Annotated in this window: 17 protein-coding genes; 11 read left to right on the top strand and 6 right to left on the bottom strand. The window is 49.0% G+C overall.

Annotation, left to right across the window (positions count from 1 at the left end; all coding sequences use genetic code 11):
- Window positions 1-110 precede the first annotated feature (110 nt).
- The 3 genes from miaE to lpxK all read right to left on the bottom strand — a co-directional run bounded on the left by miaE (window position 111) and on the right by lpxK (window position 3,898).
- On the bottom strand, window positions 111-704 hold the full coding sequence (miaE, locus tag EFB08_RS04525; protein WP_165864799.1) for a tRNA-(ms[2]io[6]A)-hydroxylase: 594 nt from the start codon (window positions 702-704) through the stop codon (window positions 111-113).
- A gap of 153 nt (window positions 705-857) precedes the next feature.
- A complete protein-coding gene (locus EFB08_RS04520) occupies window positions 858-2,819 on the bottom strand; it encodes a putative porin (RefSeq protein ID WP_165864798.1) in 1,962 nt (653 codons plus the stop codon).
- Between the two features lie 8 nt (window positions 2,820-2,827).
- Window positions 2,828-3,898, bottom strand: coding sequence for a tetraacyldisaccharide 4'-kinase (gene lpxK / locus EFB08_RS04515; RefSeq protein ID WP_227006212.1), 1,071 nt, complete (start codon window positions 3,896-3,898; stop codon window positions 2,828-2,830).
- A 60-nt stretch (window positions 3,899-3,958) separates the two neighbouring features.
- On the opposite strand from lpxK, the gene EFB08_RS04510 reads away from it, so the two are divergent.
- The 10 genes from EFB08_RS04510 to groL all read left to right on the top strand — a co-directional run bounded on the left by EFB08_RS04510 (window position 3,959) and on the right by groL (window position 15,174).
- The gene (locus EFB08_RS04510; RefSeq protein ID WP_123125741.1) at window positions 3,959-5,056 is read left to right on the top strand and encodes a Nif3-like dinuclear metal center hexameric protein; all 1,098 of its coding nucleotides are present in this window, start codon (window positions 3,959-3,961) and stop codon (window positions 5,054-5,056) included.
- 7 nt (window positions 5,057-5,063) lie between these two features.
- Window positions 5,064-5,798 (top strand): zinc ribbon domain-containing protein, encoded by a 735-nt coding sequence (locus EFB08_RS04505; protein ID WP_123125740.1) that lies wholly within the window; start codon window positions 5,064-5,066, stop codon window positions 5,796-5,798.
- 229 nt (window positions 5,799-6,027) lie between these two features.
- Window positions 6,028-7,326 (top strand): anthranilate synthase component I family protein, encoded by a 1,299-nt coding sequence (locus EFB08_RS04500; protein ID WP_123125739.1) that lies wholly within the window; start codon window positions 6,028-6,030, stop codon window positions 7,324-7,326.
- Between the two features lie 153 nt (window positions 7,327-7,479).
- Window positions 7,480-8,913, top strand: a complete 1,434-nt coding sequence (gene miaB, locus EFB08_RS04495; RefSeq protein WP_123125738.1) for a tRNA (N6-isopentenyl adenosine(37)-C2)-methylthiotransferase MiaB — start codon at window positions 7,480-7,482, stop codon at window positions 8,911-8,913.
- A gap of 82 nt (window positions 8,914-8,995) precedes the next feature.
- Window positions 8,996-10,264, top strand: a complete 1,269-nt coding sequence (locus tag EFB08_RS04490; RefSeq protein WP_123125737.1) for a sigma-54 interaction domain-containing protein — start codon at window positions 8,996-8,998, stop codon at window positions 10,262-10,264.
- Window positions 10,251-10,787 (top strand): LPS assembly lipoprotein LptE, encoded by a 537-nt coding sequence (gene lptE / locus EFB08_RS04485; protein WP_227006211.1) that lies wholly within the window; start codon window positions 10,251-10,253, stop codon window positions 10,785-10,787. Before EFB08_RS04490 ends, lptE begins: the two co-directional genes overlap by 14 nt.
- Before the next feature lie 116 nt (window positions 10,788-10,903).
- Window positions 10,904-12,478, top strand: coding sequence for a hypothetical protein (locus EFB08_RS04480; RefSeq protein WP_123125736.1), 1,575 nt, complete (start codon window positions 10,904-10,906; stop codon window positions 12,476-12,478).
- Between the two features lie 7 nt (window positions 12,479-12,485).
- On the top strand, window positions 12,486-12,878 hold the full coding sequence (gene secG, locus EFB08_RS04475; RefSeq protein WP_123125735.1) for a preprotein translocase subunit SecG: 393 nt from the start codon (window positions 12,486-12,488) through the stop codon (window positions 12,876-12,878).
- A 318-nt stretch (window positions 12,879-13,196) separates the two neighbouring features.
- Window positions 13,197-13,484, top strand: coding sequence for a co-chaperone GroES (locus EFB08_RS04470; RefSeq protein WP_123125734.1), 288 nt, complete (start codon window positions 13,197-13,199; stop codon window positions 13,482-13,484).
- Window positions 13,485-13,530: 46 nt separating this feature from the next.
- On the top strand, window positions 13,531-15,174 hold the full coding sequence (groL, locus tag EFB08_RS04465; protein WP_123125733.1) for a chaperonin GroEL: 1,644 nt from the start codon (window positions 13,531-13,533) through the stop codon (window positions 15,172-15,174).
- Between the two features lie 112 nt (window positions 15,175-15,286).
- Here the strand turns inward: groL and EFB08_RS04460 are convergent, their stop codons facing one another.
- The 3 genes from EFB08_RS04460 to EFB08_RS04450 form a co-directional block, all read right to left on the bottom strand.
- The gene (locus EFB08_RS04460) at window positions 15,287-15,880 is read right to left on the bottom strand and encodes a hypothetical protein (RefSeq protein ID WP_227006210.1); all 594 of its coding nucleotides are present in this window, start codon (window positions 15,878-15,880) and stop codon (window positions 15,287-15,289) included.
- Between the two features lie 105 nt (window positions 15,881-15,985).
- Window positions 15,986-16,819: a glycoside hydrolase family 25 protein gene (locus tag EFB08_RS04455; RefSeq protein ID WP_123125732.1), complete on the bottom strand. Its 834-nt coding sequence runs from the start codon at window positions 16,817-16,819 to the stop codon at window positions 15,986-15,988.
- 151 nt (window positions 16,820-16,970) lie between these two features.
- Window positions 16,971-18,554, bottom strand: coding sequence for a peptide MFS transporter (locus EFB08_RS04450; RefSeq protein WP_123125731.1), 1,584 nt, complete (start codon window positions 18,552-18,554; stop codon window positions 16,971-16,973).
- A gap of 224 nt (window positions 18,555-18,778) precedes the next feature.
- On the opposite strand from EFB08_RS04450, the gene pckA reads away from it, so the two are divergent.
- The gene (gene pckA, locus EFB08_RS04445; RefSeq protein ID WP_123125730.1) at window positions 18,779-20,392 is read left to right on the top strand and encodes a phosphoenolpyruvate carboxykinase (ATP); all 1,614 of its coding nucleotides are present in this window, start codon (window positions 18,779-18,781) and stop codon (window positions 20,390-20,392) included.
- The last annotated feature ends 94 nt before the right edge of the window (window positions 20,393-20,486 follow it).

Raw genomic sequence — 20,486 nt, 5'->3', positions numbered from 1 at the left:
TCAAATTTAAATAAATAAAGCCTGATGCCGTTTTGGGACTATTTACAAAAATAGTCCCAAAACGGCATCAGGCTTTTAGGTTAGACCCATCAGCAATTAACAATGAACAATCAATGTATCCGGTCTGGGCGGTGCTCCAGTTTGGCGATGATTTCAGCTTCAATCTGCAGTAGTTCCTGGAGGCGAGCATCCACCACTTCTTTGGGCATGTATTCTTTAGCCAGTTTCACGAAGCTCACGTAATGGCTAGCCTCTGAAACCATGAGTTCGTAGTAAAACTTCTGCAGGCCTTCGTCTTGAAGGTTTTTCCAGAGTAGCTTGAAACGCTCGCAGGACCGGGCTTCAATCAAGGCATTAACCAGTAAATGGTCCATCAATTGGCGCTCGCGCCTGTCGCCTTTCCGGATGTGTTTGCTCAGCTGTACCACGTATTCATCCGGCCGGTTACGGCCCAGTTCAAAACCCCGCTTCTTCAGCTCGTCCAGCACCCGTTCAAAGTGACTCCACTCCTCAGCCACCAAAGCGGTCATTTCCTCCACCAATTTGGTTTTATCGGGATACTTGACAATGAGCGAAATGCCCGAGGTGGCGGCTTTCTGCTCGCAATAAGCGTGGTCTACCAGAATGTCCTGAATGTTCATTTCCGCGATGTTCACCCAGCGGGGATCAGTGGGAAGCTGCAGTTTTAAGATCGATTTTGCCACGAGAGGTTATATTCAAAAGTTCGTTTGATGGATGGACCGAAGTCCAAAATGCAAAAGCTGTTTTCAAGGTGCTTTCGATAAAACACATAGAAAACAGCTTTCTGCAAAAGTAAGGTGCAGGGTCTAGCTATCCATTACTTTAGTTGCCCTTATTTAATCATAGAAATTCCAATGCAACCCGAAAATGAAGCTGAACGGATTGGCCACGTAGTACGGAGTAGCGAAGTAGCCCTGTTCCCAGCTTCTGACCACTGTGTTCACATTGCTGGCCTTCAGGAACAGGTTAACGGTTTTAATGTCGGTGTTCAGGAAGACGTCTAAGGTAGGGTACCTTGTTACCAGGAAGTTGTTCTGTAAGTGGAACTGCTGGGTGACGGGCATGTAGCCATCTGCGTAGTAGGAAGAGTGCCAGTTTACTTCCAGGCCGGTCTGTACGTAAATGGCGTTCTTGAACATTGGCCCTTGTACATAGGCTTTGGAATTCACGTACCACTCAGGCATCCTGATCACGTTTTCGCCGGTGACCTTGTTGTAATAGACGGTGTTGTCAAAAACAAAGGACTTCACGTTCAATTTGTACCGAAGACTCGCTTGCACCAGGTTGGTATTACCTGCCACTTGCGCCGGAGTAGCCCACTCAGAGTCATCGTTGTTTACGGAGTCCTGGTAATACACGTAATTGCGCAGGTTGGTGAACTGCAACTGGCCGTTCAGGTAGTGGTTTTTGTAACCTGCCTCCAAAGTAGCTGCCGTTTGATTAGCCTGGATGTTCTCAAAATCCCGGTACCACTCAAAATGATTGCTGATAAAAACCCGCTGCAACAGCGTAGGTGAATACGAGGACCGGGTCTGCCGTAGGGAAAGGTACCTGTACCGTGCCTGGGCATTAATGCGGTAATCACCTCCGCCAACCTGAAACTCGGCATCAGTGGTGACGTAGATGTCGTTCTTGAGCCGGAACTGGGCCTCGCCTCCTATGAAGTTGTCGGCGATGGTTCTTTTCTGGCGTTGTACATAATACACCAACGTATCTTCCTGCCCTACACGTCTTACCCGGTTCACACCTTCAGCGGTTACTTCATACGATCCATCCCTCCTTTTGGCATAGGCACGGTACACGAACAACTTGCCGCTGCCCATCACTCCAAACGTATTCTCCACTTGCTTGAAGTAGGAGTCATCATAGGTGCGGGTGTTGTCCAGGCGCGCGCGCGGGTAAAACTTCAGGGTCTGTTGCTCTTCGTTTCCTCCGTCTGCACTTTCATAGGGTAATTGCTGGTCTGAGTAGGAATTGGTTTGGCTGTTCACATCAACGGTGTGGTACAACTGCAGCCCTGGGCCCAGCAATTTGTACCATTGGGTGGCATGGAAATTATGGCGCTTTTCCTCAGAGGAAGCTCTTTGTAACCAAACGGCTTCGTCTTTGTAGTCAAAAAGGCTGTCAATTAGATCATCGCCCTCGGGCTGGATGCCTCCCAACTCAATTTGCTCATGACTGGTCTGGCTGTAATTAGCCATGATCCGGTACCTATTGTTTTTGCTGTAGTAATGGGTAAACGCCTGTAATCCGTAGTGGCTCACAAACGCGTCACGACCAGCGCCTATACTTCCTATCTGGCGCTCAGCTCCCACCCGTTCGTACCCGATGCCCACGTTCCAGTTGGCCGAAACATTGCGGGTATGCTTAGCCCTGAAAATCTGCTCGCCCAGACTTCCCTGGGTGAAGTTCAGGAACGTGTAGGGCGACTTGGTGTCATAGTAAGGAATAGTTGAGGGATTCACCGCATAGGGATCAAAGGCGTTTCTACCTAACCGGTTCCCTAACTGCGTGGGCATGCGCCAGAACAGCGGTTGGGAGGCCGTGCCTACGTTGCCCAGGTTCTGCTGCAAGGTGGTGTCATAGTACCAGTACCGAAAGTTGGGGAGCCGGGTTAGGGAGGTGTCTATACGCGAGGGAGTGAGATTTCCTTTGAAGATATCTGCCTCATAAAGCACAAGGGTAGTAGCCGAGCCATAGATGGCTTTGGTGGAATCGTTCAGGATCTGGGCATGCGCCTGGGGGAAAGTACCCAGCCACACCAAAATAGCCGCAGCTAAAAGTTTCTTATAAGTCACGTCCAAAATTAAGAATTTAAATCTGAACCCTTTGAAGGTACCCACCCTCTAATGGTTTCATCAAAGGAAGGTTCCTGCGGGGCAAAAGCATTGGCAATAGGCAAGTAGAAAAGAGGCAGTTTTCCCCAAAGGAGCCTTAAAGCCGGTTCCTGCCATTTTACGGCATCTTTCTGCGTCATCAGGATACTTACACTGGGGTCCTGCAAACCGAAATAAAAAACCACCACTTCCTCTACCCGCTCCCTGGTCACCGCCGCATGATCTGGCCAGTCAAAATGCCGCACCAACTCAAAGCCCTCGTTTTGCAGGTGGCTTACTAAAGGCTGGGCGTTGGCGATGCCGGTCACCAGAATCAGTTTGTTTCCTAACGTTTTTGCGGGTCCAACCGGTACAGCGGCTGCGTAGACAATTTGCGAGAAGAAAACAGGGGTGTTAGGAGAAGTATACCGCTGCACCTGGTTTTTAATAGTTTGTTGTTGGTCTGCTGAAAGGAGATTCGGGCACTTGGTGATGACTACCGCCTGGGCCCGTCTGGCTCCGCTCCTGGGCTCCCGCAAAAGGCCCATGGGCAAAAGGTGATCCTGGGTAAACAAGCGGTTATAATCAGAAAGCAGCAGGTACCGTGACGCTTTCACCGCTTGGTGCTGAAAGGCATCGTCTAATAAGATCACTTCCAAATCAGGTAAAAGTTGAAGCAACCGCTGAATGCCCGCTGCTCTTTTCTCACATACCGCTACCCGTACCTGGGGCAGGCTTTGGGTGTATTGAAAGGGTTCATCGCCCAGGGTGGCGGCGGAGGCGTGTTCATCGGCTAAGACAAAGCCTTTGGTAGTCCTTTTATACCCTCGGCTCAACACCGCTACCTTGTGGGACTGAAGGAGGCGCGCCAAATACTCAACCTGCGGAGTTTTGCCGGTTCCGCCCACACTCAGGTTTCCAACGCAGATTACCGGAATGGGCGCCTTATAGACCTGGAATACCTCTAGATCGTATAAGCGGTTCCGTAGACGCATAATACCCCCGTACAGCAGCGCGAAAGGATACAGCAGATAACGGAGGGCAGGCAGCTTAGCAGGCATAAGCTGCAAAAGTACACGAATTTTAACTTTCTTTGCCGTCAACGGCTTTAAACCTATCGCATGACCAAGATTAAAGAAGTGGTAAAGGTGCTGGAACGGTATGCCCCTCCCGCCTACCAGGAATCATATGACAATGCTTTGTTGCAGGTAGGAGATCCCAACACCACGGTTACCCGTGTGCTCGTCACCCTTGATTGTACCCTGGAAGTGGTGGAGGAAGCAATTGAGCGAGGTTGTAACCTGATTGTAGCCCACCACCCGGTTATCTTCAAACCGCTGAAAAGCCTTACCGGCAAAACACCGGTAGAGCGCATTTTGCTAAAAGCCCTTCAAAACGAAGTGGCAATTTTCGCTTGTCACACCAATCTGGACCATGTTCACAATGGCGTCAATGCCAAACTGTGCGAGAAACTTGAAATAAAGAACCCCAAAGTACTGGCACCCAAAACCCAGCTGCTCACTAAACTGGAAACCTACGTTCCGCTGGAGGACACGGAGAAAGTGCTGGCGGCTTTGCACCAGGCCGGGGCTGGGCAGATTGGGGATTACTCTGACTGCAGTTTCCGGATCACGGGTACTGGACGGTTCACGCCATCAGCCCAAGCCAATCCGCACATCGGGGAACCCTGCAAAACCGAGGAAACCATCGAGAATAAGATTGAAGTCATTTTCCCCACGTTCAAACAAAACCAGATCATGCGGGCCCTGCTGCAGGCGCATCCGTATGAAGAAGTGGCCCACTACTTGGTGGCGCTGCAAAACGAAGACCAGGAAGTGGGCGCCGGAATGGTGGGTGAGTTGGAGGAAGCCCTTTCTCCCGAAACTTTTGTAAAGCACGTAAAGGAAAAACTCCAGATTGAAACCTTCCGGCATACGGCCTGGCCCCAGAAACCCATCAAACGGGTGGCGGTCTGTGGAGGGGCTGGCAGTTTCCTGACCCGGCATGCCAAAGCCGCCAACGCGGACGTATTCATCACCGCCGATTTAAAGTACCACGAGTTTTTTGAGGCCACCGAGCAATTCACCTTAGTGGATGTGGGTCACTATGAAAGCGAAGTTTATACGAAGGAGCTTTTTTATGATATACTTACAAAATCTTTTCCTAATTTTGCAGTTGATTTGTCAAATACCCCTACAAATCCCGTAAGACACAGCTAAATTATACATGGAAAGTACTGTAGCAAGTAAGTTAGATGCACTTCTAAGACTTCAGAGCTTAGATTCTCAATTGGACAAGATTCTACAAATTAGAGGCGACCTTCCGGAAGAGGTTCGTGACCTGGAAGATGAGATTGCCGGCTACCAAGTACGCGTAAGCAAATTTGATGATGAGATCGCGGAACTGCAGCAATCCATTGCTAACCGCAAACAAGGCATCAAGGACGCTGAGAAACTGATCAAGAAATACGAAGAGCAACAGGAGAATGTGCGCAACAACCGCGAGTTTGACGCCATCACCAAAGAAGTTGAGCTTCAGAAACTGGAAATCCAGATCAACGAGAAAAAAATCCGCGAGGCTAATTTCCAGATAGAGCAAAAGAACCTGGAGATCCAGGAAACCAAAAACCGTCTGGAAGAGCGCCAGAAAGACTTGAACACTAAGAATGCAGAATTGCAGGTGATGGTGAACGAGAGCGAGGAAGATGAGCGCAAACTGAACGACGAGAAAGAAGAGGCGATGAAACACATTGAAGAGCGCCTTCTTTTCGCTTACAACCGTATCCGCAAGAACGTACGTAACGGCCTGGCCGTGGTAACCGTGAAGCGCGATGCCTGCGGCGGATGCTTCAACACCGTTCCTCCGCAACGTCAGTCAGACATTGCCGCCCATAAAAAAATCACCGTTTGTGAGCACTGTGGCCGCATTTTGGCAGACGTGGAGCAAAAAGCAATCGTATAAACAAACAACCGTTTATATAGTGAGAAGGATGGTGTGACTACCATCCTTTTTTTATGCTCTTTTTCCTGATTGGGCCCGAAAACCCCAATTTACTTTTGCCTGTTTCAGGGTTCTTTTGCTAAACCAAGCCAAAAGCCAAAGAGTTATCCCTTCTGATTTAACCCGTTTCCTCGCTTGAAGGATACCGAATCTCTTTATCTTTGTCGCTCGGTATTATCCAATTTATTTCATGCCATCTGTAACCCTGCTTCTTTCCCAATTGCCTTTTCCTGTCTCGGTATGGAAGCAGAAAGCTTTGGCTTGGGCGGCAGAAAGGAACGAACTAGTGGCCTACTATGAACCGAACCAGATTTCTTATCGGCATGGGGCTTTCGTTAACATGCTGGGAGTTCGCCGGCACAAAAGCGAGGAAGACGTAACTTCCTGGAAAAAACTTCAGAAACGCCTCCAGGAAGAAGGGAGTTTTCCCCTGCTCGGTTTCCTGACGTATGACCTGAAAAATGGGATTGAAGACCTGCAAAGCTACCACCCTGATTTCGTAGGTTTTCCAGAAATGTACTTTTTCCGACCCGAAGTTTGGCTTGTCTGGACGGAAGATACCGTAACCATCCACTCCCAATCAGAGGATCCTGCAGACATTGCTGGGGTAATTCAAGCTACTCCGTTTTCGGGCCACTTTTCAGAAAAGAGGGTGGAAACCCAGCCCCGTATTACCCAAGAGGAATACTTGCAAACGGTAGAGCAACTTCGCCAACATATTCTGGAGGGTGATGTGTACGAAGTGAATTACTGCCAGGAGTTTTATGCCGAAAATGCCAGATTATACCCGCTTCCGCTCTTCTGGAAATTGAACCAAGCCTCCCCTACCCCATTTGCAGGATTTCTTAAAGTAGAAGACCATTTTTTGCTGTGTGCCAGCCCCGAAAGGTTCTTAAAAAAGAAAGACAATCTACTTATTTCTCAACCCATCAAAGGCACCATCAGACGCGGAGCTACTCCAGAAGAGGATGAACGCAAACGGGACCTTTTAGCGTCCAGCGAGAAAGAGCAGGCCGAAAACATGATGATCGTGGACCTGGTGCGCAATGACCTAAACAGAGTGGCCATTACCGGCACGGTGCAGGTCGAAGAACTTTTCGGTCTGTACGGGTTCCGGTATGTCTGGCAGATGATCTCCACGGTTATTGGGCAAGTATCTGATTCAATAAGTTCGGTTGAGGTTCTAAAAGCAACCTTTCCCATGGGCAGCATGACGGGTGCACCCAAGATCAGGGCCTTGGAACTGATTGAGAAGTATGAAAAAACCAAAAGGGGCCTTTACTCCGGTTCTTTCGGGTACTTTCTACCCAATGGTGACTTCGATTTTAACGTGGTTATCCGCAGTCTCCAATACAACGCACAAACGGGATACCTTTCCTTTGAAGTAGGCAGCGCCATCACCTATGACTCAGATCCGGAGCAGGAATACCAGGAATGCCTGTTGAAAGCGGCAGCCATCACCAAGGTTTTGCAGAATATTGGCGGGTAATTCCTACCCTTCCTCCTTTATTCCATCAGTTGAGTTATCAGCTTCTTTTCAAAAAAAGAGGGCTAAAACGATGGACCTTAACCATAAAAAACCATCTGCCATTCTGTCACAAACGCGCAAATTTGCTTACCTTTGTGTTTTAATTTGCCCTTTATGCACGCACCCATTCTGGACTTAGACTTCATTGACAACCGCACGCCGGAGCAAGCTGCTGCGTGTGATACCAAAGTTACGACTGATTCAAACACTGGTCGCCAGCGTAAACTTTATATTGAGAGCTACGGCTGCCAGATGAATTTCTCTGATAGCGAGATCGTTTCGTCTATCCTGTTTGAAGCCGGATTTGACACCACCTCAGAAGTGACCAACGCTGACCTGGTATTGTTGAACACCTGCTCCATTAGGGAGAAGGCGGAACAAACCGTGCGTCATCGGTTAACCCAGTTGCAGCACCTGAAGAAAAAGAAACCTGGCTTGGTAGTAGGTGTATTGGGCTGCATGGCCGAACGTCTGAAGAAGAACCTGCTGGAAGAAGAGAAAATGGTGGATCTGGTAGTGGGCCCAGACGCTTACCGTGATCTGCCTTCCCTCATCAATGAAGTAGACGGCGGCCAGAAAGCCGTAAACGTGCTGCTCTCCCGCGAAGAAACCTATGCTGATATTAACCCTATTCGGTTAAACAATAATGGGGTAAGTGCCTTCGTGTCCATCATGCGGGGTTGTGACAACATGTGTTCTTTCTGCGTGGTGCCCTTCACCCGGGGCCGTGAGCGCAGCCGTGATGCTCACTCTATCGTGCGAGAAGCCCAGGAACTGGTAGCCCAAGGCTACAAAGAAGTGACGTTGCTTGGCCAAAACGTAGATTCCTACAAGTGGGCCTCAGAAGATGGAATAGAAAGAGTAAACTTTGCCCAACTCCTGGAAAAGGTGGCTTTGATAAGTCCGGAGCTGCGCGTAAGGTTCTCCACCTCTCATCCTAAAGACATCACGGATGATGTATTGTACACCATGAAAAAGTACGACAACATCTGCAAATACATCCACTTGCCGGCCCAGAGCGGCAACTCGCGCGTGCTGGACCTTATGAACCGCACCTATGACCGTGCCTGGTACATGGAGCGCGTAGACGCCATCCGCCGTATTTTGGGCGTGGAATGCGGAATCTCCACCGACATGATCGCCGGTTTCTGCACCGAGACTGAGGAAGAGCACCAGGACACGTTGTCGCTTATTGATTACGTGCAGTATGACTACGCCTATATGTTCTTCTACTCTGAGCGCCCCGGCACGTTGGCGGCTCGCAAACTAAAGGACGATGTTCCCCTTGAAACGAAGAAGCGTCGCCTTCAGGAAATCATTGACAAGCAGCGTCACTACTCCCTTGAGAGGAACAAACTGGATGTAGGCAAAGTATCTAAGGTCTTGGTAGAAAACTTCTCCAAGCGCTCAGATGACATGCTCAGCGGGCGCAACGATCAGAACAAAGTGGTCATCTTCCCCAAGATGAACTTCAAGAAAGGCGACTATGTAGACGTGCTCATCACAGACTGCTCCGTAGGCACCTTGTTCGGGGAACCCATTTTATAATGTGCTAATTACTAAATTATTAATGTGCCATTCCTCAACCTGAATAGCACATGAGCACATTCAACCATTAGCACATTAACGAATGCGTGATATTGAAATACAATCGGTGAAGCAGCGGTTCGGCATCATCGGGAACTCACCTTTGCTGAACTATGCCATCCAGGTGGCCGTGCAAGTGGCTCCTACCGATATGACCGTTCTCATCACCGGCGAAAGCGGGAGCGGGAAGGAATCATTCTCTAAGATTATTCACCACCTGAGCCCTCGCAAACACGGACAGTTCATCGCTATCAACTGCGGCGCTATTCCTGAGGGAACGATCGACTCAGAGTTGTTCGGGCACGAAAAAGGCTCTTTTACCGGGGCGGCCGAAGCCCGCAAAGGTTATTTTGAGGTCACCAACGGCGGTACCATCTTTTTGGACGAGATTGGCGAAATGCCCCTCGGAACGCAAGCCCGTTTGCTGCGCGTGCTAGAAAACGGCGAATTCATCAAAGTAGGTTCTTCTAAGGTACAGAAAACCGATGTGCGGGTAGTGGCCGCCACCAATGTGAACCTGATGCAGGCGGTAGAACGCGGGCAGTTCCGCGAAGACCTATATTACCGGCTTAACACGGTTCCTATCAGTGTGCCCCCCTTGCGGGAACGCGGCGAGGATACCCACCTTTTATTCAGAAAGTTCGCCAGTGATTTCGCTGAAAGGTACCACGTGAAGCCCATTACCCTTCAGCCAGAAGCAGTGCAGGAGTTACTTAGGTACCGGTTTCCAGGAAACATCCGGCAGCTGAAGAACATTGTGGAGCAGATCTCGGTGTTGGAATACGAGCGGGAAATTAATGGGGCTACTCTGCGGAAGTACCTGCCGCACGAACAGCAGAACCAGCTACCTGCCCTGTTCCACCCGAACTCCCAAACTGACGGGGCCAACGGGATCTCTGAACGCGACCTGCTGTACAAAGTCCTCTTCGACATGCGCAAAGACATGAACGACCTGAAACAGGTGGTTTTCGATTTGTTGTCGCACCAGCAGGAAGACGCGGAACTTCTCAAGGCTAACCGACATTTGTTTGAGGAAATGCGTCCCATTGAGCAACCCGTTTACCGCAGCCCAGAACGCCGCGATGGCTACATGCTCACCGTAGACGAACCCGAAGAATACGAGGACAAAGTGGAGGACATTTCCCATGAAACCGAGGAAGAAAGTCTTTCTTTGGAGCACAAGGAAAAGGAAATGATCCTTAAAGCGTTAAAGAAGCATGGGAACAAACGGAAATATGCCGCCAAAGACCTGGGTATCTCTGAACGCACGCTTTACCGCAAACTAAAACAATACGACCTTGAAGACCTGTAAACCCTTAACGTACCTGCTCCTACTCTGCCTTCCGCTGTTTTTGGGCGGTTGTTACTCTTTCTCAGGCGTGAACCTTTCCCCCGATGTAAAGACTATTTCCATCACCAACTTCAGCAACGCTTCGGGCCAGGGACCATCTAACTTGCAGCAGTTTGTCACCGAAGACTTCAAGGACTACTTTCAACGTAATACCACGCTGCGCATACTCCCCCAAGCCGGTGATTTGCAGTTACAGGGCCAGATTATGAGCTACTCGTTTAGCCCCGCGGCTATTCAACGTACTACTACCCCAGCAGGAGGTAACATAGGGCTGGACCAGGCCGGAGCTAATCGGCTTACCATTGTCATTCAGATCAACTACACAGATACCAAGAATCCCACAAACAACTTTGACCAAAGTTTCTCGGGCTTCGCAGACTTTCCTCCTTCCCTGGATATCAACCAGATAAGCCAGGCGCAGATCAGGCAAATTACAGAACGCATTATTTACAGCGTTTTTACCAAAACGGTAGCGAATTGGTAAGTATCTTTGCAGAACTAAAAGGCACTGAAAACAAACTTTTCAGTGCCTTTCTCCTGTATTTCCCTAATAACTAGTAATTTGATTAACCTTGGGTAACCCAAGGTAATTGGTGTTCCATGAACAAAGCGGCATTCTTAAATATTGTACGGCAGGTTGCCCCCATCCAGGACCAGGAAGTTGACGACCTGGAACGCTTGGTGGTGTCTTTCCCGTACTGCCAGACTGCCCATGTTCTCCTGGCAAAAGCCGCCTATGACCGAGGCAGCATGCTCTCCACTCAAAAGCTGAGAAGAGCCGCCGCCCATGTATCAAACCGGCAGTTACTTAAACAATTGGTGTATGCCACCCCTGCGGTAGAGGAAATGCCTGCGCTTGTAGAGGAAGAACAAGAGGTTGAACCTACCGTTTTAGAGTCTTTTTCCGAAAACGAGCCCGAAAATGAAGTCTATGAGGTAGTCCCTGAAGAAGAACAGGTTTCAACTCATTTGGATGAATCTCTTGCCTCAACTGCTGAGGATTTCCATTCTTCTACAGACGAACCCGAAGAATCTTTTGAACCGGATGGAATTGATCTAGAAGAAACCGACTTAGAGGAACAAGATTCTTCTTCTGTAGAGGTTCCTACTTTAGAAGAGGAAGAAAACCCTGTTTTTTCAGAAATCACCTCTGAAGAGCCTCCTGTTGATTTCCAAATTCCATTTGGGGAAGAAATAAAATCATTAGAAGACACCCTCGTAAGAGAAGAAGCCTCTGAAGAAACACCGATAGGTTCTCATGAAGTACCCGTTTCTTTTGTGGAAGAAGAAACCGAGGAATCTCAGGGAGAGCTAGAGGAACCAGAGACGGAAGTTATCCTTTCTGAGGAAGAAGACAACTTGGATGAGCTGCTGGAACTGATCCAGATTAGTAGCCTTTCCTCCTTCAGTGCCCCCATCCCTAGCGTAAGCCTTTCCCACGAGGAGATTATGGCGGAGCTAACCTCGGTTAGCGAGATTGAAGACCTTGAGGAACCTGCCATCGATTTTGAGAAGGTGGCAGAGCGGTTATCTGCTCAAGTCGAAGACCAAGAAACTTCTCCCCAAATGGAGGAAGAGGGCTTGAGTGCGTACCTGGAGATCGCCAAGCTTGATTCCTTGTATGACACCTCGGGTTACGAATTCCCAACCCTTAAGCTTCCTGAGGTAGTGCAGGGAACCTCTTCATCAGACGAGGCCGCGCAGGATCCGTACCTTTCCATCTTCACCCAGAACAACCTAGCCTACTGGATGGGATCAAGCCGTTTGGGCGAAAGCATTCAGCTGAAAGACGACCTCACCACCACTACCCCCTTCTTTTTCCAGCCCGAGCTTATCATTGAGCACGTAAAGGAGAAAAATGCCCCAGTGGTGGCACCTGAAGTAAGTTCGGCGGCTAAGCTGGACATGCAGTTGGATATCATAAACCAGTTTTTAAAGACTACGCCCAAGCGCAAAACCTTGGCCAACGCCCAACTCAACAACGAGCCCCAGGAAGATCTATCGGCGAAGAGTTCTAAGATTAAGAAAACCCTTGTGTCTGAAAACCTTGCCCTCATCTTCATTAAACAGGGAAAAGGCAAAAAAGCCATCAAAATTTATGAACAACTTATAGTGAAGTTTCCCGAAAAAAAGAGTTACTTTGCTGAACAAATTGATAAATTAAGAAACGAATAGTCCAATTATGTACATTGCTCTGATCAGCGTTATTATTTTCCTGTGCGTGCTGTTGGTGTTGGTGGTATTATCCCAGAACTCCAAAGGCGGCGGATTGTCCAGCCAATTTGGGGGCGGTGGCACCAGCCAGTTAATGGGCGTTAAACGTACCGGTGACCTTCTTGAAAAGCTAACCTGGGGTTTCGCGATCGGAATCATTGTCTTAACCCTGGCTTCCCATACCATTGTCAACAACGGTTCTGGTGCAGATAACCGTACCATCAACGAGCAACGCGCTGGGCAGGCTGCTCCGGCCCCCGCCCCAGCAGCACCGGCTATCCCACAGCAGAATGCGACGCCGGGTGCTACTACTCCGGCTCCTGCTACAACACCTGCTACCGGCGACTCAGCAAATCAGTAACAAAGCCGATACTGACAACCCTTTATTGGAGCCCGACCCTTCACTGGTTCGGGCTCTTTCTTTTACCAGGTGTTTTATGGGTGTTTTCCTTAAAACAACCTGGAAGCAGAACCTTGGCAGGTTCAAACCTGACAAAATTTTAGCTTTGGCAACTGACGTTGTCAGTCCCACTCCTGTTCTGACCGCTCAAAAACTGACAAAATGTGCCAAGTTTGGCAGAAAAGTGGAGTTGGCACAGGAATCGCTATTAGGCATTGCGTCACCGGCCCAGAACTGCCGGGCATATTCGTTAACTTAACCTAATATCATAACAAACCTATGGCATTAAACATCAAACCAATTGCTGGAACTGCAAACAGAGTTATTGTAGAACCGGCTCCTGCGGTAGAAAAAACTGCTTCTGGCCTGTACATCCCAGATACTGCCAAAGAGAAACCACAGAAAGGTACGGTAGTAGCTATTTCTGAGGAAGACGGAGAAGGCAAGAAGCCAACCGTTAAAACTGGTGACGAGGTTCTTTATGGTAAATATGCTGGAACAGAGATCTCTCTGGACGGATCAGACTACCTGATCATGAAAGAGTCAGATATCCTGGCAGTTCTTTAATCTCACAAATTCCTATCATCAACCATAATCTATTTTAAGAGAAACTATGGCATCTAAAAACATCACTTTCGACGTAGACGCGCGCAATAAAATCAAAAAAGGCGTGGACACTCTGGCTAATGCCGTGAAAGTAACATTAGGCCCTAAAGGCCGCAACGTAATCATCGACAAGAAATTCGGTGCGCCTAGCATCACTAAAGACGGTGTTACTGTTGCCAAAGAAATTGAACTGAAAGACGCCGTGGAGAACATGGGCGCTCAATTGGTAAAAGAAGTAGCGTCTAAAACCGCCGATATGGCTGGTGACGGTACTACTACCGCTACCGTTCTGGCCCAGGCCATCTATACTGCCGGTTCTAAAAACGTAGCCGCCGGTGCCAACCCAATGGACCTGAAGCGCGGTATCGACAAAGCCGTTCATAAAGTGGTTGAGAACCTGAAAACTCAATCAAAGAAAATCGAGAACTCTTCTGAGATCGCTCAGGTGGGTACCATCTCTGCCAACAACGACAGCGAAATCGGGCAGATGATCGCCGATGCGATGGACAAAGTTGGTAAAGACGGTGTCATCACTGTTGAGGAAGCTAAAGGTACTGAAACCGAAGTGAAGACTGTGGAAGGTATGCAGTTTGACCGTGGCTACCTGTCTCCTTACTTCGTGACCAACCCAGAGAAAATGGAAGCTGAGTTTGAGAACGCTTACATTTTGATCTATGACAAGAAAGTTTCTACCATGAAAGAATTGCTTCCGGTATTGGAGCAAGTGGTACAAACTGGTAAAGCCCTGGTGATCATTTCTGAAGACGTAGACGGCGAAGCCCTTGCTACTTTGGTAGTAAACAAACTGCGTGGCTCCTTGAAAATTGCCGCTGTGAAGGCGCCAGGTTTCGGTGACCGCAGAAAAGCGATGCTGGAAGATATCGCAATCCTAACCGGAGGTACTGTGATCTCTGAAGAGCGCGGTTACAAACTGGACAACGCTACCTTGGACTACTTAGGCCAGGCTGAGCGTATCATCATTGACAAAGACAACACCACTATCGTAAACGGTAGAGGTGAGAAAGACGGCATCACTGCCCGTGTAAATGAAATCAAGTCTCAAATTGAGAAAACCACCTCTGACTATGACAGAGAGAAGTTGCAAGAGCGTTTAGCTAAACTGTCTGGCGGGGTTGCTATCCTTTACATCGGTGCTTCTACTGAGGTGGAGATGAAAGAGAAGAAAGACCGCGTTGATGATGCCCTGCATGCGACAAGAGCTGCCGTGGAAGAAGGTATCGTAGCTGGTGGTGGTGTTGCCTTGATCAGAGCTATTGATGCTTTGAACGATGTTGATACCCGTAACGAAGACGAGAAAACCGGGGTGCAGATCATCCGCACTGCCTTGGAGTCTCCATTGAGAACAATCGTAGCCAACGCCGGTGGCGAAGGTTCAGTGATCGTGAACGAAGTTCGTGCCGGTAAAGCTGACTTCGGTTACAACGCCCGCGACGACAAGTTCGAGAACATGTTCGCAGCTGGTATCATTGACCCAACCAAAGTAACTCGTCTTGCTCTGGAGAACGCTGCTTCTGTGGCTTCCCTGTTGCTTACTACTGAGTGTGTGATCGCTGACGAGCCTGAAGAAGGTGGTGCTGCAGCCGGTGGCGGAATGCCAGGCGGTATGGGCGGCATGGGTGGCATGATGTAATCTGCCCCCGCGTTTGCCGATATAATAAAAAGGCCCCGGTGCAGAACCGGGGCCTTTTCTTTTGTGATCTGTTTTAAAGTCCTTTTCTTCAAAACAGCCTCTAAACGGTAGCTTACTTTAGTGCTTTGATTTTGATCTTAATTTCATGGGGAGCGGTTTCATCGCCTCCGAAATAAGGGTAAAGCTGATATCCTTTTCCTTCGCCGGTACAGGCTCGGGCGTGTTCTACTGTCTTCCCTCTCACTTTGAAAACGTACTTGGTATCGGTGAGGGTGAGCTCGCAAGTGTAGTTCTTCTTCAGGTCAATGGCCGTAATGAAGGTAGAGGTGTTTTTGCCTTCGTTATAGGAATAGGCATGCAATTCAAGTTTGTTCTGGTACCAGCGCCAGCCAAAACGGGCGCTGTTTTCGTGGTGAAACGTGCCACAATCTGACATTCCGTAAAGCTTGTTGATATCAGCTTGGTTGCTTGGGTCCTTGGTGGCGTAAATGGCTGTAGAATCGAACCTGACTTCAAACTTGAGGGTGTTGGTGCTTAGAATCTTCAGCGGATTGGTAGTTTCATGGTTTCCAGAACCAATGGAGTAGGTTGTTCCTTCTTCTACTTCCGGGGTTTTCGGCTCCACAACTTCATCTACAACTTCACAGGACAGGAATAGGAAAGGCATTGCCTTCAGCAATGGTACTCTGGTAACAAAGGGTTTCATGGGTTAGGATTAGAACCCGCAATTTATGCATTTTCCCTTACACCATAAACTCTAGGGCCTTGATTAAGAAAGATCCAGAAAAGATGGAATATAAGGAAAAGCATATTATTGCTTTTCGGGTTCGTAGCACATGTTGTACAAATCCTCCATGGTGCCATTGAAGACATTCAGGTCCAAGTTTCCGGGTACCCCTTTAATGCGGCCTGTCTCGGTGTGCTGCCAGAAAGCCCAGGTGCTGTTGGCTAACTGGTGGCTCTTTTTAGGGTTGTAGTGCGCAATCCAGAGGGGATAATCATCAAAATACCCGGCCAGGTGCTTTTCATAGAAGGCGTAGTTGGTGTAGATGATGGGCTTGATGTCATACTCCTCCTCTACCATATCCAGCCAAAGTTGCACCCCCGCCCTAATCTCTTCGTCAGGCTGGTGATTGGTTACTTCTACATCCAGGACCGGCGGGAGGTCCCCGGCTTCCAGTTTCACTTTTTTCAGAAAGCTGCGGGCTTGTTCCTCGGCATCACGTGCCGGTAGAAAAAAATGGTAGGCACCCCGTAAGACATCGTGCTTTTTGGCCTGGCGCCAATGCCTGGCAAAGTACCGGTCCTGATGGGTAATCCCTTCGGTGGCTTTAATAAAGGCGAATTTTATCTTATTTGCCTTCACAGCCTTCCAATCAATCTGCCGCTGGTGGTGCGAGATGTCCAATCCTTTTACCTCAAACCCAGCTGGGCTAAAGGTAGTTGCTGTGTTGATCTGCGTGGCTTCTTCCAGGTTATGGCGCAGAAAGGCCAGTCTACCTCCCTCTTTAAAGTACTCAATGCCCAGACACAAAACCAGAAAAGCCACGAACCCTAAGGAAAGGGGCTTCCACCAGGTACCTTGTTGGGCAGCGGGCTTTTTGCGGGGAGCAGCTTTTCTTCCTGTTGGTTTGCGGGTGGTCACAGACTTCTCTAAATTTCAAGGATGGGCAGAAGGATGCTTCGCCTTATCTACTTCTACAAATTTACCATTTCTTTCGGGACCTTAAGAAGGCCAAAATAAAAAAGCCCCTGCCGAAGTATCGACAGGGGCTTTTGCAATGAAGATAGAAAACCTATTGGATTCCGTGCATTTTACGTTTTAGGGTCCCGTTCAAGCCCAACATCACAAAGCCGGCAATAACAGGCAGTATGGTGAAGATCAGGAAGAAGACCGTGATGGAGTAGTTCTCAATGATCGGGTCAATGAAGGAACCGGTTAGACCAGCCAGATAGTTGGCCACGAAGTTGGCGATAAACCAGATTCCGAACATCAAACCTACCAATCTTGGAGGAGACAGCTTACTAACGTAAGACAAGCCAACCGGTGAGATGCATAGTTCGCCCATGGTATGGAAAAAGTAAGCCAGAATCAGCCAGATCATGCTCACAGAGGCTGTCTTTGCTCCCTGCGGAATGGAGAGGCCGCCATACGCTAAAATCCCGAAACCAAGTCCTAACAGGAACAAGCCAATCGCGAATTTTACCGGACCAGATGGGTTGAAACGGCTTTCCCAGATTTTAGAGAAGATTGGGGCGCAGGAAATGATAAAGAAGGAGTTCAGAATCTGGAACCAGGAAGCAGGTACTTCGGTGGCATCAGAGGTGAATTCTCTGTTCAGCATCCAGATGATGATACCCCAGATAATCACGAAGCTCAACCCCAGAAAAAGGTTGGAGAAAGGAATGTTTTTGTAGGTCTGCCGGAAAAGGTTGCCCAGAACGACCGTCAAAATCAACATGGGCACTACTACCAGAATAGCGTTGGCCCATTTAAACATGGTTCCGCTGCTGCCTTCCAGTACCCGGTTGGTATAATCTGCGGCAAAAATGGTCATAGAACCACCGGCCTGTTCAAACGCCATCCAGAAGAAGATCACAAAGAAAGCCAACACAGAAATCACAATGATTCTGTCTCTAACCACATGGGCAGGCTCTTCGGCCGCTTTCTCCTCTGTCGGTAAGCCGGAGGCTAACTGACCCTTTGGCGACAAACCAATGTTTCCGAACAGCTTTTTAGAGAAGGCGAACTGCAGCATGCCAAACAGCATGAAAATACCAGCCAACCCGAAGCCGTAGCTCCAGCCTACTTTCTCCCCAATATACCCACAAAGCAGAATCCCTAAGAAAGCACCTGAGTTAATCCCCATATAGAAGATGGTGTAAGCGGCATCTTTCTTAGCGGGATTCTTGGTGTACAACTGACCCACCATAGAAGAAATATTCGGTTTGAACAGGCCGTTCCCCAGAATGATGAGCCCAAGACCAATGTAGAAGAACATAACCGTTTCCATGGCCATGCTGGCGTGCCCTAGGGTCATGAGCAGTGCCCCAAAGATGATGGATTTGCGGTATCCTAAAAACCGGTCGGCAATAAAGCCTCCTATAATAGGGGTCAGGTACACCAACCCGGTATAAACGCCATAAAGCTGAAGCGCTTCATCCCGTTGCCAGGCCCAGCCCCCGTTAGCAACCGTAGAAGTTAAAAAGAGCACGAAGAGGGCGCGCATTCCATAGTAACTGAAACGCTCCCACATCTCGGTAAAGAAAAGCACAAACAACCCCGGAGGGTGCCCGCTTTCTAGTTCTACCGGATGCTCTCCGTACGGAATGTTATGCTTACTGACTTGGTCATCAAGCGGATGAACTCTTTGAGACATAAAGGAAAGATTAAAGTATTGTTTGTTTTTTTAAAGGTTTGGAGTTCCTATAAGAGGTAAATATACCATTATCGGGCCAAATGGGCAAACCTGGCTGGAGCGGCAGAGGCTATTTCAAGAAAGTTCGCAAAAAAGATAACATACGTTAGTTTTTTTATAAATTTGAGAATCGAATTTCTAAATCCATCTTCCGTTTTGAAAATTTAAAAAATAAAGCTTCCTTTATGAAAGAATTTGGCAAAAAGTCAGGTACCATGCAGTTAACCGAGTTAGGGATAGGAAAAGCAAAGGAGATTCTCTGGAATCTCTCGCCGGCGGAGTTGGTGGAAGAAGCTCTGAAAAACGGCGAAGGCTATTTAACAGACACTGGGGCTTTGATGTGTGATACGGGTACCTTCACTGGCCGTTCTCCCAAAGACCGCTTTGTAGTTCGGGATGCGGAGACAGAGAATTCAGTGTGGTGGGGCGACGTGAACATTGCCTTTGACCCTGCCAAATTTGAAGCCCTGTACCAGAAGATGCTGGCGCACCTGGAAGGCTGTAAGCTTTACGTGCGCGATGCCTACGCTGGAGCCCATCCGGAGTACCGCCTGAACCTCCGCATTGTCAATACGCAGGCCTGGCACAACCTGTTCTGCCATAACATGTTCCTTCGTCTGACGGAAGAAGAGCTTGAGCAGCACACCCCTGATTTCACCATCATCAATGTGCCCGAGTTTAAAGCCGATCCTGCGGTAGACGGCACCCGCCAAAGCAATTTCGCCATCATCAACTTCAGCCGCAAAATGATTTTATTGGGCGGCACGGGTTATGCCGGCGAGATGAAGAAAGGAATTTTCTCGGTGCTGAATTACCTGCTGCCGCACAAGCGCAACACGCTTTCCATGCACTGCTCAGCTAACGTAGGCAAAGACGGCGATACCGCTATTTTCTTCGGATTATCAGGAACCGGTAAAACTACCCTTTCCGCCGATCCTAACCGCGGCCTGATCGGGGATGACGAACACGGCTGGACCGTGGACAGCGTCTTCAACTTTGAGGGCGGCTGCTACGCCAAGGTCATTGACCTTACCCGAGAGAAAGAACCTCAGATCTGGGATGCCATCCGTTTTGGGGCCATTGTAGAGAATACGCGCTTTAAACCCGGCACCCGCTCCGTTGACTACACCAACAACTCGGTTACCGAGAATACCCGCACGGCCTACCCTATCCACCACATTGACAACGCGGTGGAACCTTCAAGGGCAGATATTCCCAGGAACATCTTTTTCCTGACCGCCGATGCCTTCGGGGTGTTGCCTCCCATCTCCCGGTTGAACAAGTGCCAGGCCATGTACCACTTCATCTCGGGGTACACCGCCAAAGTAGCCGGAACAGAGGTTGGCGTAACCGAGCCGCAAACAACCTTTTCTGCCTGTTTTGGAGCAGCTTTCCTGCCCTTGCATCCTACCACTTACGCTGAGATGCTGGGCAGGAAGATGACGGAGAACGATGTGAACGTGTGGCTGGTGAACACTGGTTGGACCGGTGGCGTGTACGGCGTAGGTTCCCGCATGAAACTGAGCTACACCCGGGCCATGATCACGGCAGCCCTTAACGGCGAGTTGCAGGACGTGACTTTCAGCAAGCACCCTGTATTTGGCGTGGAAATGCCTACCACTTGCCCCAATGTTCACTCAGACATCCTGAACCCGCGCAACACCTGGGCTGACAAGGAGGCCTATGACCATAAAGCCCATGATTTGGCTAAAGCCTTCATCAAAAACTTTGATAAATACGCAGATTACGCGAACGAAGAAATTTTGGCTGGTGCCCCTGCGGTAGCCGTGGAAGCCTAAGAACTTAATTATTTCCTTCACCTTAATAAAGCCTTCCATGGTATGGGAGGCTTTTTTTAGTTAAGTGCCCGTCATGAACGTTTTTGCTTTATTT

Origin of the sequence: Rufibacter latericius, assembly GCF_003721515.1 — a bacterium.
Classification (GTDB): Bacteria; Bacteroidota; Bacteroidia; order Cytophagales; family Hymenobacteraceae; genus Nibribacter; species Nibribacter latericius.
This window is presented reverse-complemented; position numbering and strand designations above follow the sequence as displayed.